The 17,641-nt window shown below is 67.7% G+C and carries 16 protein-coding genes; 10 read left to right on the top strand and 6 right to left on the bottom strand.

Annotated elements, in window-relative coordinates:
• Nucleotides 1-17: 17 nt before the first annotated feature.
• Nucleotides 18-335: a hypothetical protein gene (locus WOC76_RS02180; protein WP_341104178.1), complete on the bottom strand. Its 318-nt coding sequence runs from the start codon at nucleotides 333-335 to the stop codon at nucleotides 18-20.
• A 151-nt stretch (nucleotides 336-486) separates the two neighbouring features.
• On the opposite strand from WOC76_RS02180, the gene WOC76_RS02175 reads away from it, so the two are divergent.
• From WOC76_RS02175 to WOC76_RS02165, 3 genes are read left to right on the top strand one after another with little or no spacing between them, the layout of a single operon-like run.
• Nucleotides 487-1,875, top strand: a complete 1,389-nt coding sequence (locus WOC76_RS02175) for a M23 family metallopeptidase (protein ID WP_341389510.1) — start codon at nucleotides 487-489, stop codon at nucleotides 1,873-1,875.
• A gap of 44 nt (nucleotides 1,876-1,919) precedes the next feature.
• Entirely contained in the window at nucleotides 1,920-2,159 is a 240-nt protein-coding gene (locus tag WOC76_RS02170) for an antitoxin (protein WP_341104182.1), read from the top strand.
• Nucleotides 2,159-2,569 carry a PIN domain-containing protein gene (locus WOC76_RS02165; protein WP_341104184.1) on the top strand — a complete coding sequence of 137 codons (411 nt, stop codon included), beginning with the start codon at nucleotides 2,159-2,161 and terminating at the stop codon, nucleotides 2,567-2,569. Before WOC76_RS02170 ends, WOC76_RS02165 begins: the two co-directional genes overlap by 1 nt.
• Here WOC76_RS02165 and prfB read toward each other — a convergent pair.
• The 4 genes from prfB to WOC76_RS02145 all read right to left on the bottom strand — a co-directional run bounded on the left by prfB (nucleotide 2,566) and on the right by WOC76_RS02145 (nucleotide 5,800).
• A protein-coding gene (gene prfB, locus WOC76_RS02160; protein ID WP_341104187.1) for a peptide chain release factor 2 occupies nucleotides 2,566-3,697 on the bottom strand; the annotation gives its coding sequence in 2 pieces (ribosomal slippage) (nucleotides 2,566-3,627 and nucleotides 3,629-3,697; 1,131 coding nt in all). The genes WOC76_RS02165 and prfB overlap by 4 nt on opposite strands.
• Nucleotides 3,698-3,791: 94 nt before the next feature.
• Complete coding sequence (locus WOC76_RS02155) at nucleotides 3,792-4,127, bottom strand: hypothetical protein (protein ID WP_341104189.1); 336 nt, start codon at nucleotides 4,125-4,127, stop codon at nucleotides 3,792-3,794.
• A gap of 27 nt (nucleotides 4,128-4,154) precedes the next feature.
• Nucleotides 4,155-5,150: a cobaltochelatase subunit CobS gene (gene cobS / locus WOC76_RS02150; protein WP_445730599.1), complete on the bottom strand. Its 996-nt coding sequence runs from the start codon at nucleotides 5,148-5,150 to the stop codon at nucleotides 4,155-4,157.
• A 53-nt stretch (nucleotides 5,151-5,203) separates the two neighbouring features.
• Nucleotides 5,204-5,800: a J domain-containing protein gene (locus tag WOC76_RS02145; protein WP_341104191.1), complete on the bottom strand. Its 597-nt coding sequence runs from the start codon at nucleotides 5,798-5,800 to the stop codon at nucleotides 5,204-5,206.
• Between the two features lie 125 nt (nucleotides 5,801-5,925).
• Between WOC76_RS02145 and WOC76_RS02140 the strand changes: the two genes are divergently transcribed.
• The 6 genes from WOC76_RS02140 (at nucleotide 5,926) to hemA (ending at nucleotide 13,468) form a co-directional block, all read left to right on the top strand.
• Nucleotides 5,926-6,246: a BolA family protein gene (locus WOC76_RS02140; RefSeq protein ID WP_341104193.1), complete on the top strand. Its 321-nt coding sequence runs from the start codon at nucleotides 5,926-5,928 to the stop codon at nucleotides 6,244-6,246.
• A 435-nt stretch (nucleotides 6,247-6,681) separates the two neighbouring features.
• Nucleotides 6,682-7,833: a phosphoserine transaminase gene (locus tag WOC76_RS02135; protein ID WP_341104194.1), complete on the top strand. Its 1,152-nt coding sequence runs from the start codon at nucleotides 6,682-6,684 to the stop codon at nucleotides 7,831-7,833.
• 31 nt (nucleotides 7,834-7,864) lie between these two features.
• Nucleotides 7,865-9,451: a phosphoglycerate dehydrogenase gene (serA, locus tag WOC76_RS02130; protein WP_341431250.1), complete on the top strand. Its 1,587-nt coding sequence runs from the start codon at nucleotides 7,865-7,867 to the stop codon at nucleotides 9,449-9,451.
• Nucleotides 9,452-9,620: 169 nt separating this feature from the next.
• Nucleotides 9,621-10,241 (top strand): L,D-transpeptidase, encoded by a 621-nt coding sequence (locus WOC76_RS02125; protein WP_341389504.1) that lies wholly within the window; start codon nucleotides 9,621-9,623, stop codon nucleotides 10,239-10,241.
• Between the two features lie 173 nt (nucleotides 10,242-10,414).
• Entirely contained in the window at nucleotides 10,415-11,800 is a 1,386-nt protein-coding gene (locus WOC76_RS02120) for a M20/M25/M40 family metallo-hydrolase (RefSeq protein WP_341104195.1), read from the top strand.
• A gap of 381 nt (nucleotides 11,801-12,181) precedes the next feature.
• Nucleotides 12,182-13,468: a 5-aminolevulinate synthase gene (gene hemA / locus WOC76_RS02115; RefSeq protein ID WP_341104198.1), complete on the top strand. Its 1,287-nt coding sequence runs from the start codon at nucleotides 12,182-12,184 to the stop codon at nucleotides 13,466-13,468.
• 519 nt (nucleotides 13,469-13,987) lie between these two features.
• On the opposite strand, the gene WOC76_RS02110 is transcribed toward hemA, so the two are convergent.
• Entirely contained in the window at nucleotides 13,988-16,270 is a 2,283-nt protein-coding gene (locus WOC76_RS02110; protein ID WP_341431249.1) for an NADP-dependent malic enzyme, read from the bottom strand.
• A gap of 255 nt (nucleotides 16,271-16,525) precedes the next feature.
• Between WOC76_RS02110 and WOC76_RS02105 the strand changes: the two genes are divergently transcribed.
• Nucleotides 16,526-17,449, top strand: a complete 924-nt coding sequence (locus WOC76_RS02105; RefSeq protein WP_341104201.1) for a hypothetical protein — start codon at nucleotides 16,526-16,528, stop codon at nucleotides 17,447-17,449.
• Nucleotides 17,450-17,641 lie beyond the last annotated feature (192 nt).

Raw genomic sequence — 17,641 nt, 5'->3', positions numbered from 1 at the left:
CAAAGATAAGGCGCGGCTCAGCGGCGCCAATAGCGGCCGGCGGCTTCCTGCTTGTGGCTGAAGACAATCAGCAGCGCGCCGACGCCGCCGAGCGTGACGCTCACCGGCAGCAGCATCGCCGTCGACATCACCGTGTCCCACAGAAACGCGGATTTGGCTGCGATATCGGCCTCGAGCGCGCGGTAGAGCGCCGGCACGGTCTCGGAGAGGCCCTTTTTCAGCGTGGTGACGAGAAGCTGGCCCCCGGCGATCGAGCGCGTGCCGTCGACGATGAGGGCGATGAACCCTCCGGCGAGCAAAAGCAGACCGAGGAAACGGGTGAGCAGACGCAGCATGGTATGACGATAAGCGCACGCCGTCTGATTGTCTACGGCTTCCGGCGCAACCAGCTCGACCTTCGCTTTTTGGCGAAGCGTTAACCCTAATGGTTTTTGATCGCCCTGCGCGGCGGTCCGGCGACCCGCGTTCTGTCATGCGGGTCGATTCATGCGTTTTCGGGAGCATCAGCCTATCGTTCGGGAGCCGTGGGACCTCGTTGTCGAGGTCTCGCGCGGCCATCGGCGCCGCCGCTATCGCCTCACCTCTCGCGCCCTCGCCGCCGCCGGCGCGCTCGCCGCCCTGGCGGCGGCGACGCTCCTGTCCGCCGCGGCCTATCTGGCCTTTCACGACGAGCTGCTCGCGGGTCTCGTCGAGAGGCAGATGCGCATGCAATACGCCTATGAAGACCGCGTCGCGGCTCTGCGCCTGCGCCTCGATCAGCTGGCGAGCCGGCAATTCATCAACCAGAACGGCGTCGAGGGGAAGGTCCAGCGTCTCGTCCTGCGCCAGGCGCAGCTCGAGACGCGCGCCGCGGTCGTCGCCCGGCTCGTGGACGGCGCCGTCTCGGGCGAGGCGGGCGTGACCTCCATCGCCGCGAGCGCCCGCGCGGCGGAGAGGCCCGTGAAGTCCCGACCGCCCGCCCTCGCCGCCACCGTCGAAGAGAGCCAAAAGGCGCCGCCTCCCGCGCCGGCCGGGGCGCCCGAGCCGAAAGGGCTCGAGCTGCGGCTCGGCGACGACTCGAAGCCTGTTCCGCTGCCCTCGCCCGCCTCGGCGCCGCGCGAAGGGGCGCTCCCTGTCGACACGTCCCTCGCCGGACCGGAGGCGCCGCTCCCCCTGCGGCTCGAGCGCCTCGCCTTGTCGCTCGACCGGGTCGAACGCGAGCAGACCAAGGGGCTTTCCGCCATTCTGAGGCCGGCCATGACGGAGGCGGCGCGGTTGCGCGACGCCTTCGACATGGCGGGGCTTCCGGTGAGCCGCTTCGCCCGCGCGAGCGCGACGGCGCGCGGCGCGACCGCCGTCGGCGGACCCTTTGTCGCGGCCCCCGAGACGGGCGGCGACGCGCTCTTCGAACGCCAGCTCGCGGCCGCCCGGTCGGCGGTCTCCACGCTGGAAGGGCTGCGCCGCGCCCTTCCAATGGCGCCCCTGCGCAAGCCGCTTTCCGGCCCCCTGCAAATGACCTCCACCTTCGGCTATCGCGCCGATCCCTTTCTCGGACGACCCGCGCTGCACAGCGGCGTCGATCTGCGCGACGACTATGGCGCGCTGGTCCGGGCCACCGCCGCGGGGGTCGTCGCCTTCGCGGGTCCGCAGGGCGGCTATGGCAATCTCGTCGAGATCGACCATGGCGGCGGCGTGTCCACGCGCTACGGCCATCTCTCGGCAATCGACGTCGGGCCGGGTCAGCCGGTGGCGCCGGGGGCGGCGATCGGCCGGGTCGGCTCGACAGGGCGCTCCACCGGCCCGCATCTGCACTATGAGGTGAGGATGGATGGCGAGGCGGTGGATCCGGCGCGCTTTCTGAAAGCCGCCTCGGCGCTGGCTGGAATTATCCAGTAGTTACGGGTATTGACAGCGTAGCCGGCGGGTGGAACTCTGCCGTCATGGCGACGACGAAGGTGTTTCGATCCGGCAATAGTCTCGCAGTGCGCCTGCCGCGCGAGATCGCCTTTCCCGAAGGGGCGGAGGTGGTGGTGACGCGCCAGGGCGAGAGCCTTCTGGTTTCTCCCGCCCGGCTGGAGATGGCCACTCTCGTGGCGCGCCTCGGGCGCGGGCCGGCGCCGGGAGCGCTGGAGCGGCCGGCGTTCAAACCGCCCCGGCGCGACTGGCCGGCGGACGACTGATGGCCCGCTACCTCCTCGACGCCACGACGCTCTTCGCCGCGGCGAGCGGCGAGGCGGCGACGCTGGCCCGACTGGCGCGACTGCCGATCGGCGACGTCGCAATCCCGGCACTCGTTTACGCCGAATTGCTCGGCGCCGCCGCAGCCGCCGGCAAGACTGCGCGGATGGTGGAAAACCTCGAGCTGATCGCGCAGAATCTCGACATTCTGCCTTTCGACCGCAGGGCCGCCGAGGCCTATGAGGCCTTGTTGCGCCAGGTCGGCCCCAAGCGGCGGCGGATGCTCGACCGCCTGACCGCCGCCCAGGCCATGGCCGAGGGCCGCACGCTCGCCACCCTCGCGCCAGACGTTTTCGCCGACCTGCCCGGCCTGTCGCTCGAGAGCTGGGCCAGCTCCCGTCAGCCGTCCTAATCCACGTCCTCGACCTGCTCGGGTCCGCCGCCATAGATGCGCTGGGCGAGCGAGGCCTGCATAAAGTCGTCGAGATCGCCGTCGAGCACGTCGGCGGGGGTGCCGGACGTCACGCCGGTGCGCAGATCCTTCACCAGCTGATAAGGCTGGAGCACATAGGAGCGGATCTGGTGGCCCCAGCCGATGTCGGTCTTGCTGGCGGCAACCTTGTTGGCTTCCGCCTCGCGCTTCTCGAGCTCGAGCTCGTAGAGCCGCGCGCGCAGCATGTTCCAGGCCGTGGCCCGGTTCTTATGCTGCGACCGCTCGGCCTGACAGGCCACCACGATGCCAGTGGGCAGATGGGTGATGCGGATCGCCGAATCCGTCGTATTCACGTGCTGGCCGCCCGCGCCGGACGATCTATACGTGTCGATACGGCAGTCCGACTCGTTGATGTTGACCTCGATGCGATCGTCGACGACCGGATAGACCCAGACCGAGGCGAAGCTCGTATGGCGGCGGGCGTTGGAGTCGAAAGGCGAGATGCGCACCAGGCGATGCACGCCCGATTCGGTCTTGGCCCAGCCATGGGCGTTGTGGCCCTTGACCAGCAGCGTGCCCGATTTGATGCCCGCCTCTTCGCCGGCCGTCTCCTCGATCACCTCGACCTTGAACTTCTTGCGCTCGGCCCAGCGGGCGTACATGCGGAAAAGCATGCGCGCCCAGTCCTGGCTTTCGGTGCCGCCGGCGCCGGAGTGGATCTCGACGAAGGTGTCGTTGCCGTCCGCCTCGCCGGAGAACAGCGCCTCGACCTGGCGAAGCTGCGCCTCCTTGAGCACGGCCTTGAGGGCCTCGACGCCCTCTTTCTCGGTCGCGTCGTCGCCCGCTTCCTCGCCGAGTTCGACGAGCGTGAGCGCATCGTCGAGCTCGCGCGTCAGCTTGTCGATCGCGCCCATCTGCTCCTCGAGCTGGGTGCGTTCGCGCATGAGCTTTTGCGCTTCTTCGGGGTCGTTCCAGAAATTCGGGTCTTCGGCCTTGACGTTCAGTTCGGCGAGACGGCGGGTCGCAGTCTCGACGTCAAAGATGCCTCCTCAGCAGTCCCATGGACTGCTCGATCTGTTCCTTGAGCGCAAGCGGCTCGGCGCGCATGAGTTTTGTCTTTCAGGCTGAATCGGGGCGACGCCCCTCGGACCGGCGCGGAAATTAGGCCGCGCGGGCCCTTGTGTAAAGCGCGCTCTCGCCTTCAGGCGTCGGAAACCCCGACCTTCTGCTCGAGCCGTCGCACACGGCCCTCGAGATCGCTGATGAGCGCGCCATGGCCGAGCACGGCGGAGTGATATTCCACCACCGCCCGCCGCAGGCCGGCGACCTGTTCGCGCGTGGCCTTGTGCTCCGCCTCGTTCTTCGCCTGCATGGCGAGAAGATCCGACGCCACGTCGGCGCGCAGCGAATGCATGTCACCCTTCAATTCATCGCGCAGAAGAGTCATCTCGGCCCGAAGCTGCGTATGCGATTCGGCAATTTCCGCACGCATGACGCGCAGTTGCTGCAAGACGAGATTGTCGACTTCATCGGCCATGCGGCGCATCATGCAGACAAGGTCCCGCTAGGTCATCACCACATTCACCGCGCTCTCGGGCAGTTCCTTGCCGAAACACCGCTGATAGAACTCGGCGACCAGCGGCCGCTCCAGCTCGTCGCATTTGTTCAGGAAGGTCAGGCGGAAGGCGAAGCCGACATCGTTGAAGATGTCCGCGTTCTCGGCCCAGGTGATGACCGTGCGCGGGCTCATGACGGTCGAGAGATCGCCGGCCATGAAGGCGTTGCGGGTTAGATCGGCGACGCGGACCATCTTGTTGGCCACGTCGCGCGCCTCCTTGGAGGCCCCATAGGACTTCACCTTGGAGATGACGATATTCGTCTCGGCGTCGTGCGGCAGATAGTTGAGCGTCGTGACGATCGACCAGCGGTCCATCTGCGCCTGATTGATCTGCTGCACGCCGTGATAGAGACCCGACGTGTCGCCCAGTCCGACCGTATTGGCGGTGGCGAAGAGACGGAAGGCCGGATGCGGGCGGATGACGCGGTTCTGATCGAGAAGCGTCAGGCGGCCCGACACCTCCAGCACGCGCTGGATGACGAACATCACGTCCGGACGGCCGGCGTCATATTCGTCGAAGCAGAGCGCCACATTGTGCTGCACGGCCCATGGCAGGATGCCGTCGCGGAACTCCGTGACCTGCTTGCCGTCCTTGAGCACGATCGCGTCCTTGCCGACGAGGTCGATGCGCGAGATGTGGCTGTCGAGATTGACGCGCACGAAGGGCCAGTTGAGCCGCGCCGCCACCTGCTCGATGTGCGTCGATTTGCCGGTGCCGTGATAGCCCGTCACCATCACGCGGCGGTTGCGGGCGAAGCCTGCGAGAATGGCGAGCGTCGTCTGCCGGTCGAAGAGATAATCCGGATCGACCTCCGGCGCATGTTCGCTTCGCTCGGAGAAGGCGGGAACCACGAGATCCGTGTCGATTCCGAAAAGCTCGCGCGCCGAAACCTTGATGTCCGGCGTGCTCTCGAGGCCCGAGCCAGTGACTGTATCGACCAAAATCTTCCTCCGTCTGACGGGCGGCGATCGTCACGCCTCGCGACGCTGGCGCGTCAGGCTAATCGCGCGGCCCTCAGCGTCTTATAGGCATGAATGATTTCCCGCAATTTTTCCTCGCGGGAGCGGTCCCCGCCATTGGCGTCGGGGTGAAGCCGCTTGACGAGCTCCTTGTAGCGCGCCCGGACGACTTCGGGACCGGCCGCGTCGTCGAGCCCCAGCGCCGAAAAGGCCCGCATGGTGACCGGCGAATATCGCGGCTCGCGCGGTTCGGCGGCGCGGCGATGATGGCGGGCGCGATACATGCCGAGCGGATCGCCGGTCGGCCCGCCTTCCTCGCGAAAGCCCTTCGCCCCCCGCTGGGTTCCCATGGTCCAGGTCGGGCGGTGGCCGACTGTCGCGTCCTTGATGTAACGGGCGACGTCGGCGTCGTTCATCCCGTTGAAATAATTATAGTTCGAATTGTATTCGCGGACGTGGTCGAGGCAGAAGCAGAAATATTGCCCCTCCCGCAGCCGCCCCATCGGCGCGCGATAGGTCCCCTCCGCCTCGCAGCCCGGCGAATCGCATTTGATCGTCGTCGCCTCGCGCTTCTCCGTGCGCGGCTCCTGCTTCGTTCGGATGCGGTCGAAGAGAGGCGAGTTGAGGTTCATTTCATTCCATTATGATGGCGACGGGTCCGGCCGCAAGCGCGGACCGCGCCAATTTTTGAGCCCGCGTCCGATCTTGCAAGGAAGGCGACCGGGGCTTAGCTGGGACGGAAGACGAGGAGGAGACGATGGCGGATCAGGCGGGAGGCGCGGTCAAGACGCCCGTGGGGCCGGTGGCGGCGAGCATCGAGAAGAAACTCACCGAGGCGCTTGCGCCCGTTTCTCTGAATGTGATCGACGAGTCGCATCATCACGCGGGCCATGGCCACCCCGGCGACAAGCGCCACGGCCATGAAAGCCACTTCCGCGTGGAAGTGGTGAGCGCCGCCTTCGCCGGCAAGAGCCGGATCGACCGGCACCGGATGGTGAACGCCCTGCTCGCCCAGGAGCTGAAGGAGGGGCTGCATGCCCTCGCCGTGACGGCCAGGGCGCCGGACGAAGCCAGATAGGCCGCCCGGCCTCGCGGCGGCGGCGTCCTAGCCAAAATCTCCACCTCCTCGCCTTTCTCAAGCCGCTCGATGATGGCGCGGCAGGGCGGCGCGAGCTTCTTCTTGTTGCGGGTCAGGCAGGATTGCATGGGCGCGCCATAGCCCACGCCCTCGCAATAGGCCTTTCCGTCCGCCCCGCAGTCGCTGATGATCTGGCGCAGACCGACCGCGCCGGCGGGGCCGCAGCAGAGGGACGCCAGAGAGAGAAGGAGCAAGAGGCGGCCCATATGCGCGACGATCCTTTCCGGAGAGGGACGCCGGCGATCCTAGCCTCGAGCTGAGCGGCCTGCAAATCATCTCCGGTCCCGCCTGGCGAAGCCCTTGCCGCGCCGGCCTTGACGCTCGGGGAGACAAGGCGTAGCGCGGAGCGGTTTCGCGAGACGCGCGAGAGGACAGATGGCGACGCCCAGGCCCGGCGCCCGGCCGGCAAATCCGTGCTTCTCCTCCGGCCCCTGCGCCAAGCGGCCGGGCTGGTCGCTTGCGGCGCTCGCCGGCGCCACCGTCGGACGCTCGCATCGCTCGAAACCCGGCAAGGAGAAGCTCGGCCTCGCCATCGACCTCACGCGCGAACTGCTGCGCGTCCCCGCCGAGCACCGCATCGCCATCGTGCCCGCGTCTGACACCGGGGCCGTGGAAATCGCGCTCTGGTCGCTGCTCGGGCCGCGTGGCGTCGACATCGCCGCCTGGGAGAGCTTTTCCCTCGACTGGGTCACGGATGTGGTGAACGAGCTGCGGCTGCCCGCTGCGCGCGCGCTCACCGCGCCTTACGGCGAATTGCCGGATCTCTCGCAGATCGATTTCGAAAATGACGTGGTCTTCGCCTGGAACGGCACGACCTCGGGCGTGCGGGTTCCCGACGCCGCTTTCATCCCCGCCGACCGCAAGGGACTGACCCTCTGCGACGCGACCTCGGCCGCTTTCGCGCAGGACCTCGACTTCGCCAGGTTGGACGCCACGACCTTCAGCTGGCAGAAAGTCATGGGCGGCGAGGCGGCCCATGGGGTGCTCATCCTCTCGCCGCGCGCCGTGGAGCGGCTGGAGAGCCACAAGCCCGCCTGGCCCATGCCGAAGATTTTCCGGCTGACGAAGAACGGCCGGCTGAATGAGGGGATTTTCAGGGGCGAGACGATCAACACGCCCTCGATGCTCGCCGTGGAGGATTATCTCGACACGCTGCGCTGGGGCCTCTCGATCGGCGGCCTCGACGCGCTGCGGGCGCGCTGCAACGCCAGCGCCGGGGTCGTCGACGACTGGGTGGCGCGGACCGACTGGATCGACCATCTCGCCAGGGCCCCCGCGACGCGCTCCAATACGAGCGTCTGCCTCGTCTTCTCGCCATCCGCCGCCGCCGGAAGCGAAGAGGAGAAGGCTGCGCTCGCCAAGCGGATGGTGCAAATGATCGAGCGGGAGGGCGTCGCTTACGACTTCGGCGCCTATCGGGCGGCGCCGCCGGGCTTTCGCATCTGGTGCGGCGCGACAGTGGAGGCCGCCGACGTGGCGTTGCTCACGCAATGGCTCGACTGGGCCTATCTGGAGGCGACCGCCTGAGTCATTCGGGCGCCGCCATGGGAGCCGATTCATGAAGCCCCGCGTTCTCATCTCCGATTCGCTGTCCCCCGCCGCCGTCGAGATTTTTCGCCTGCGCGGCGTCGACGCCGATTTCGAGCCGGCGCTCGGCAAGGACAAGGAGAGGCTCGCCGCCGCAATGTCCGCCTATGACGGTCTGGCCATCCGCTCCACGACGCGGGTGACGGCGGAGCTTCTGGCCCGCGCCGACCGGCTGAAGGTCGTGGGCCGGGCGGGCATCGGCGTCGACAACGTCGATATCGGCGCGGCGACGGCCAGGGGCGTGATCGTGATGAACACGCCGTCGGGCAATTCGGTCACCACCGCCGAACACGCCCTCGCGCTGATGTTCGCGCTCGCCCGCGACATACCGGCCGCCGACGCCTCCACCAAGGCGGGCAAATGGGAGAAGAACCGCTTTCTCGGCGTCGAGATCGCCGGCAAGACGCTGGGCGTCATCGGCTGCGGCAATATCGGCGCGATCGTCGCGGACCGGGCGCTGGGCCTGAAGATGCGCGTTCTCGCCTACGACCCCTTTCTCACCCAGGAGCGGGCGGCGGCGATCGGCGTCGAGAAGGTCGATCTCGACGACCTCCTCGCCCGCGCGGATGTCATCTCGCTGCATACGCCGCTCAACGCCCAGACGCGCAACATCCTCTCCGCCGAGGCGCTCGCGAAGACGCGCCGGGGCGTGCGCATCGTCAATTGCGCGCGGGGCGGGCTCGTCGACGAAGCGGCGCTCTGCCGCGCCCTCGATGCGGGCCATGTCGCTGGCGCGGCGCTCGACGTGTTCGCCCAGGAGCCCGCGACCGACAATCCGCTCTTTGCGCGACCCAACGTCGTCTGCACGCCGCATCTCGGCGCCTCGACGGCGGAGGCGCAGGAGAAGGTCGCGCTCGAGATCGCCGAGCAGATGTCGGATTATCTGACGCGCGGCGCCGTCTCCAACGCCGTGAATTTTCCCGCGATCTCGGCCGAGGAGGCGCCGCGTCTCGCGCCCTTCGTCTCGCTTGCCGAAAAGCTCGGCCTGCTTGTGGGGCAACTCGCGCGCTGCGGCGTCGAGACGCTCTCGATTATTTACGAAGGCGCCGTCGCGGGGGAGAAAATCAGGGCGCTCACCGCCGCGGCGCTCGCCGGCCTGCTGCGGCCGATTCTGGACACGGTGAACCCGGTCTCGGCGCCGGCCATCGCCAGGGAGCGCGGCCTGCGGGTGGACGAGGTGAGCCGGGCTGCGCAGAGCGACTATGAATCCCTCGTCACCCTGGTCGCGACGACCGCCGAGGGCGAGATCAGGGTCGCCGGAACCGTGTTCCACGACGGCAAGCCGCGCCTGCTGCGCATCGGCGACATCAACGTCGACGCGGAATTCGCGCCCTCGATGATCTACACCGAGAACGAGGACCGCCCCGGCTACATCGGCCGCTTCGCCGGAACGCTGGGCGAGTCGCAGGTCAATATCGCAACCTTCGCGCTGGGGCGGGACCGGCCGGGCGGACGCGCCGTCGCGCTCGTTTCGATCGACGGCGCCCTGCCCGAGGCGACGCTTTTGCTGCTGCGCGCCCTGCCGGGCGTCAAACAGGCCACGACATTGAAGTTTTAGGCCGCAGACTGTTGCAGGAAGGCCACGCGGCCAGGGAAAAGAGCGCCCGGCGCGCTTCGCGCTTGCGAGGGCGCCCCTCCTGCGACTCTAATCGCGCAGTCGCCCCGTTCGCGCCGCATTTCCCGGCGCGGACCTTTCAGCCCTTCCTTCCAGCCATACGGGAATTCTTATGCGACGGCTTGTCCTTGCATCGCTCTGCTCTTTTGTCGCGGCCGCCGCGCTCATTTCGCCAGCCCATGCGCGCGGCGCCGCCGCGGCCCAGGACCTCGACCCGCTGAGCCTGCTCTTCGGCGGCGAGGCGGCGACCCCGGCGGCGCCGGTCGGTCCCGACGGACGCCCGCAGGCTGTCGCCATTCCTCGGGAGATCGTCCCCTTCGACGGCAAGGAGGCGCCGGGCACGGTCATCATCAACACGAGCGAGCGCCGGCTCTATTACGTGCTCGGCAATGGCCAGGCCATCCGCTATGGCGTGGGCGTGGGCCGTCCCGGCTTCGAATGGTCGGGCGTGCGCTTCATCTCCTCCAAGCGCGAATGGCCCGACTGGACGCCCCCCGCCCAGATGCTGCGCCGCCGCCCCGACCTGCCGCGCCACATGGAGGGCGGCATCAACAATCCGCTCGGCGCCCGCGCCATGTATCTCTCCGGCACGCTCTATCGCATCCACGGCTCGAACGAGCCGGAGTCGATCGGCCAGGCCGTGTCGTCCGGCTGCATCCGCATGACCAATGACGATGTGGTCGATCTCTACAGCCGCGTGAAGATCGGGACCAAGGTCGTGGTCACGCGGTAAAGCCGGCGTTCCGTCTCCGGGAGACGGCCCGCGCGCGCGGGCCGTCCGATTGGTGACGAGCGCATCTGCGCCTGGCTTCCACGCGGGAGGCAGAACGGCTTTCGTGTCCCGATCCGCTTTCCTGGAGCCCCACTTCGCACTAGCTTCGCATCAACTGCGAAGGATGTGATTCCATGGCCAGCATCGACGCCGTCCTCGATACGATCGACGCCAATCTCCCGGCGTCCACCCAGCGCCTTTTCGATCTGCTGAGCATCCCCTCCGTCTCGACCGATCCGGCCTATACGCAGCAATGTCTGCGCGCCGCCAACTGGCTCGCCGACGAGCTGAAAGGCTTGGGCTATACGGCGGAGGTGCGCGAGACGCCCGGCCATCCGATCGTCGTCGGCCACGCCAAAGCGAAGCGCAAGGATGCGCCGCATGTGCTCTTTTACGGCCATTACGACGTGCAGCCGCCGGACCCGCTGGACCTGTGGCGGAGCGAGCCCTTCGCGCCGACCCTCGTCGAAGGCAAGGACGGCAAGGAGATCGTCGCCCGCGGCGCCTCCGACGACAAGGGCCAGCTCATGACCTTCGTGGAGGCCTGCCGCGCCTTCGAGGCGAATGGCGGCCTGCCCTGCAGCGTCACCTTCCTCTTCGAGGGCGAAGAGGAGACGGGGTCGCCCTCGCTGCCGGGCTTCCTCGCAGCCCACAAGGCGGAGCTCTCCGAGCCGGCCATCGCTCTCGTCTGCGACACCGGCATGTGGAACGCGACCACCCCGGCCATCACCGTCATGCTGCGCGGCCTTGCGCAGGAAGAAGTGATCATCCGGGGGCCGAGCCATGACCTTCACTCCGGCATGTTCGGCGGGCCGGTCCCCAATCCGATTCACATTCTCGCGAAAATCGTCGCCGATCTGCACGACGAGACGGGCCGGGTGACGCTGCCGGGCTTCTACGCCGGGGCGCCGGAGCTGCCGGAGGATGTCGCCGAGCAGTGGCGCGGTCTCGACTTCGACGAGCGCGCCTTTCTCGCCGGCATCGGCCTCACCCAGGCCGCGGGCGAGAAGGGCTACGGGGTCATCGAGCAGATCTGGGCGCGACCGACCTGCGACGTGAACGGGATCGTCGGCGGCTACACGGGCAAGGGGTCGAAGACCGTGCTGCCCGCGGAGGCGTCGGCGAAATTCTCCTTCCGCCTCGTGGGGTCCCAGGACCCCAAGGCGATCATGGAGAGCTTCCGCGCCTTCGTGCGCGAACGCCTGCCGGCGGACGCCAAAGCCGAGTTCATCTCGCACGGCGCCTCGGGCGCCCTCCAGCTGCCCTTCGGCTCCGAGGCCCTGAGCCGCGCCCGCCGGGCGCTCGCCCAGGAATGGGGCAAGGACGCCGCCCTCGTCGGGTGCGGCGGCTCCATCCCCATCGTCGGCGCCTTCAAGCGCGATCTCGGCATGGACGCGCTGATGATCGGCTTCGCGCTGGAGGACGACCGCATCCACTCGCCCAATGAGAAATACAGCTATACCTCCTTCCACAAGGGGACGCGGAGCTGGGCGCGGGTGCTCGACGCGCTGGCGGGGTGACGCGCCGCCGTGAATGTTTTTGTTAACCGCGGCCGAGCTCCCCCGGCGGGCCGCGGCAAGGTTGGCGCAAGGCGGCTCGGATCTTTGGCGCGGCGGCGAAGGCGCTTGGTCGACAGACGCCCGTGACGCGCGACCGGGCAGAATTTCAACGTGCGGGCGAAGAGATAGGCGCTCGCGCGCCCTTCCGCCGGCTGCCGTGGCGCCATCGGGCGGCGCCCCTGCGGACGTGGCGTTTGGACGCAACACCCTGCTAATACGCGGCAATCCGTCGCTCGCAAATCGGTCCAGGATCGGCTATGTAGGAAATCGTCCAAACTGGCGAGCAGGCGGGACGGGGCCGCAGACCGGTGCGATGGGCGTCAACGATCGAGGGTTCCTTCCATGGTATATCGGCGATATTTCGAGGCGGCCGTTTCCCGTCTGAAGGACGAACGTCGTTACCGCGTCTTCGCCCATCTTGAGCGCGACGTCGACACCTTTCCCTTCGCCAGATGGCATCGCGACGACGGCTCCATTCAGGAGGTCACCGTCTGGTGCTCGAATGATTATCTCGGCATGGGCCAGCATCCGGAGGTGATCGCCGCCATGCTCGAGACGGCGGGCAAGGTCGGCGCCGGCGCGGGCGGCACGCGCAATATTTCCGGCACCAGCCACGCCATCGTCGAGCTCGAGCGCGAACTCGCCGACCTGCACGGCAAGGAGGCGGCGCTCGTCTTCACCTCGGGCTGGATTTCCAATCTCGCCGCCATCTCGACCATCGCCGATCTGCTGCCCAATTGCGTCATCCTCTCCGACGCCTCGAACCACAATTCGATGATCGAGGGCGTGAAGCGGTCGCGCGCCGAAAAGAAAATCTTCCGCCACAACGACCTCGCCCATCTCGAAGAGCTGCTGATCGACGCTGGCGACCGCCCCAAGCTCGTCGTCTTCGAGAGCCTCTACTCCATGAACGGCAATCTCGCGCCGGTCGCCGAGATCGCCGCGCTCGCCGAACGCTACGGCGCCATGACCTATGTCGACGAGGTTCACGCCGTCGGCATGTATGGCGCGCGCGGGGGCGGCGTCTGCGAACAGGCCGGCGTCATGGATCGCATCGACGTGATCGAAGGGACGCTCGCCAAGGGCTTCGGAACCATGGGCGGCTATGTCGCCGGCGACGCGGTCGTGATCGACGCAATCCGCTCCTATGCGGGCGCCTTCATCTTCACCACGGCGCTGCCGCCGTCGGTCGCCGCCGCCGCCGGCGCCGCCGTGCGGTTGCTGAAGCGCCGGCCGGATCTGCGCACCGCCCATCAGCGCGCCGCCCATATCACCAAGCACGCGCTCTCCGCCGCCGGCCTGCCGGTTCTGGAGAACGCCTCGCATATCGTGCCGGTGATGGTCCGCGACGCGGAATTGTGCAAGGCCGCGAGCGATCTGCTGCTCGCGCGCCATCACGTCTATATCCAGCCGATCAACTATCCGACCGTCGCCAAGGGCTCGGAGCGCCTGCGCATCACGCCCACGCCGCGCCACACGCAGGACCATATCGCCCATCTGGTCGAGGCGCTGGTCGATGTCTGGCACACGCTCGGCATCCCCTTCGTGGAGCCGCCGTCGCATCTGCATGTCGACGAAAAGAGCGCCGAACGCTGCGCCTATCCCGAGATCAAGCTCGCCGCGCAATAGCCGCGCGAGCCGTCGAGCGTCCTGAAATGGCCGGACGGGGGTTCCCGTACCGGCCATTTTCTTTGCCCTTCCGCCAGCGAGACGCCTTCGAACCGGCGCGCGCCGCCCTGTGCGTGACCGCACATCGGCCCGCAGATCGCCCGGTTATCTTCTCCTCATCGAAGGGCGAAGACGAACCGAAGGGAACATGCAACATGATGACGAAGCTTTATGGCGCGCTGATCGGCGCGGGCATTTTCTTCGCGGTCGGCACGGCTTTGGCCCATGCGCAGGCGCTCTGCGACGCTTGCTTCTGATCACGACACGGTGGAGGGAACCATGATCGAATGGGACTGAGCCAGCGTAAATCGAACCAGCCGCCAAAACCGCCGGACCAAGCCTCCCGGCGGTTTTGCTTCTTTCGCGGACCCGCTCGCGCGCTTTCCGCCGAAACGCGACGGAACGATAAGCTGAAGCCTCGATCCGATTCCATCGGATCGAAAAACTCTCTGACGCAAAGAGCCGGTCGGCTCGGCGTTGCTACCCCCCGATTCCGAAGGCTGCGATCGCCGCCATGTTGACGATCTCCGTGTCGGTCGCGCCGAGCTGGACGATCTGGATCGGCTTGTCGAGGCCGACGATCAGCGGGCCGAGCACCGTGGCGTCGCCGAGCTCCTGCAGCATCTTCGTCGAGATCGCCGCCGAGTGGAAGGCGGGCATGATCAGCACATTGGCCGTGTCCTTCAGCCGGCTGAAGGGATAGGCGCTCATCAGATCACGGTTGAGCGCAATGTCCGCGCCCATCTCGCCCTCATATTCGAAATCGACGCGGCGCTGGTCGAGCACGCGCACGGCCTGATGGACGCGGGCGGTGCGCTCGCCGGGCGGATAGCCGAAAGTCGAGAAGGCGAGCATGGCGACGCGCGGCGTGAGCCCGATGCGGCGCGCGACGCCCGCCGCTTCGATGGCGATTTCCGCAAGCTCTTCGGCCTCGGGCAATTCGGTGATGGCCGTGTCGGCGACGACCACCACCCGCCCTTTGGCGAGAATGAGCGAGACGCCGATCACCCGGTGGCCGGGCTTGTGATCGACGACGCGGCGCACCTCTTCGAGCGCATTGGAGAAATTGCGCGTGACGCCCGTGACCATGGCGTCGGCGTCGCCGCGCGCCACCATCGCCGCGGCGAAATGATTGCGGTCCTGATTGATCAGGCGCTGACAGTCGCGCAGCAGGAAGCCCTTGCGCTGGAGCCGTTCGAACAGGAACTGCGCATAGACGGCGTTTCGGCTCGAAAGCTTGGCGTTGTGAATCTCGATGCCCTCGACGAGCTCCACCCCGGCGTTGGCCGCGTTCTGGCGCACGCGGTCCTCGCGGCCGACGAGCACCGCCGTCCCGAGCCCCTGATTGACGAAAGCCAGAGCGGCGCGGATCACCTGCTGCTCCTCGCCCTCGGCGAAGACCACGCGCTTGGGCTCGCGGCGCACGCGTTCGTAGATCGTCTGCATGAGGCCGGCGATTGGGTCGCGCCGCGCCGAAAGCTCGTGACGATAGGCCTTCATGTCGACGATCGGGCGGCGCGCGACGCCCGAATCCATCGCCGCGCGCGCGACCGCGGGTGGCACCACCGAAATGAGACGCGGATCAAAGGGCGCCGGGATGAGATAATCGCGCCCGAAGCGCGGACGCGCGCCGCGATAGGCGTTGGCGACTTCGTCCGGCACGTCCTCGCGCGCGAGATCGGCGAGCGCATGAACGGCGGCGACCTTCATCTCCATGTTGATGGTCTTGGCCCGCACGTCGAGCGCGCCGCGGAAGATATAGGGAAAGCCCAGAACATTGTTGATCTGGTTTGGATAGTCCGAGCGCCCCGTTGCGACGATGGCGTCGGGCCGCGTCGAGCGCGCCTCTTCCGGCGTGATCTCGGGGTCCGGATTGGCCATGGCGAAGATGATGGGGTCCGCCGCCATGGCGTTCAGCATCTGCGGCGTCAGCGCCCCCTTCACCGAGAGCCCGTAGAAGATGTCCGCGCCCTCCAGCGCCTCGGCGAGCGTGCGCGCCGTCGTCTCGACGGCATGGGCGCTCTTCCACTGGTTCATGCCCTCTTCGCGGCCCCGGTAGACGACGCCCTTGGTGTCGCAGAGGACGACGTTGCGCGGATCGAAGCCGAGCGCCTTGGCGAGGTCGAGACAGGCGATGCCCGCCGCGCCCGCGCCGTTGCAGACGAGCTTCGCCGTCTTGATGTCGCGGCCCGTGAGCCGCAGCGCGTTGATGAGGCCGGCGGCCGAAATGATCGCCGTGCCGTGCTGGTCGTCGTGAAAGACAGGAATGTCCATGAGGTCGCGCAGGCGCTCCTCGATCACGAAACATTCCGGCGCCTTGATGTCTTCGAGATTGATGCCGCCGAAGGAGGGGCCGAGAAAACGCACGGCGTTGACGAAATCCTCGACGCTTTTGGCGTCGACCTCGAGATCGATCGAGTCGATGTCGGCGAAGCGCTTGAAGAGCGCAGCCTTGCCTTCCATGACGGGCTTCGCCGCGAGGGGCCCGAGGTCGCCGAGCCCCAGAATGGCGGTGCCATTGGTGATGACCGCGACCATATTGCCGCGCGTCGTATAGTCGAAGGCGAGCGAGGGGTCCTGCGCGATGGCGAGCACGGGCGCGGCGACGCCCGGCGAATAGGCGAGCGACAGGTCGCGCTGCGTCGCCATGGGCTTGGTCGCGACGACGGCGAGCTTGCCGGGCCGGCCGCGCGAATGAAAGAGCAGCGCCTCCTTGTCGGAGAAAATCGGGCGCTCCTGCCCCGTGGTCTTGTCTGTCGCCATTTTCCGTTGCCCTTCCGGCGCCTTTTCGCGCCGCAACATAGCGCCGAAGCGAGAAGCTTCACAAGGTTGGCGCGCCGCTCCCTGCCGCGCGCCGGAACATTCGCGCCCGCCCCGGGTTTTCTGCGTCTCGCGCGCGCCGCGAGCGACCGCGCGCCCAAAGGAGGCGACGATGAACAGCATCATCTATCTGGTCGGACTGGTCGTGATAGTCATGGCCATTCTGTCGCTGCTCGGTTTGCGCTAGGAGGGCTCGCCATGACGGACGTCATTCGGCCGGGCCTCTCCCCGGCGCCGACAGAGAGGCCGATAGAGAGCATGGGGCTTACGCGTCTGACCGCGGTCGACTGGGGCGCGATTCTCGCGGGCGTGGCGGTCGCGACCGCGATCACCTTCGTTCTGGCGGCTTTCGGCTCGGGGATCGGCCTGTCCCTCGCCTCTCCCTATGAAGGCGCGTCGCCCTTCACCCACGCGCTGGCGCTCGCCCTTTGGGTGCTCTGGGTCACGGTCGCGAGCTATGCGGCGGGCGGCTATGTCTGCGGGCGGCTGCGGGCGCGCAATCCCGGGATGCCGCGCGACGAGGCGGAAGTGCGCGACGGCGCGCATGGCCTCGTCGTCTGGGGCGTCTCCATTCTCATCATCGCCTTCGCGGCCGGCTCGTCCCTCTATGACCTCGGCAAGGCCGGGGTGAACGCGGCGACCCAGCAGGCTCAGAAAAGCGGCGTTTCGACGAGCCCCGTGGATTACCGCGTGGACTTGCTGATGCGCGGCGACGGCGCCGCTCCGGCGGCTCCCGCGGCGCGAGGCGGCGTCGGAGCCGGCGCGATGACCGGGGCCAATGTCGCAGACACCCGCCAGATCGTCTCGCGCATTGTCGCGCGCAGCGAGGCAAGCGGCGAGATCAGCAACGAGGACCGCGGTCTTCTGCAAAACGTGCTGTCCTCGGCCGGAGTCGCCCCGCAGGACGCCCGCGCCCGGGTGGACGGTCTCGCCCAGCAGGTTCGGGACGACAACGCCCGCGCCAAGGAGCTCGCCGACAAGGCGCGCAAGGCCGGAATCATCGGCAGCTTCATCGCCGCGGCGGCCATGCTGCTCGCCGCCGCCTCGGCCTGGGGCGGCGCGGCGCTCGGCGGACGCCACCGGGACGAGAACATCGGCCTCGCGCAACTGACGCGCTGGTAGGAGGAGGAAATGGGAATGGGTCGTTCAATCCTGCTCTGGCTGCTCGGCGTGCCGATCCCGATCATCATTCTCCTGGCGCTTTGGCGCTAGGCGCGCACAGCGCAATTTCGAGCGAAAGCCCCGACTTCCGGGGCTTTTTGCCGTCCTCGTCGACGCGCCGCTCCTGTTTTTTCGAATTTCCGCCGCAGGCTT

The sequence above is a fragment of the Methylocystis sp. IM3 genome (assembly GCF_038070105.1).
Taxonomy (GTDB): Bacteria; Pseudomonadota; Alphaproteobacteria; order Rhizobiales; family Beijerinckiaceae; genus Methylocystis.
This window is presented reverse-complemented; position numbering and strand designations above follow the sequence as displayed.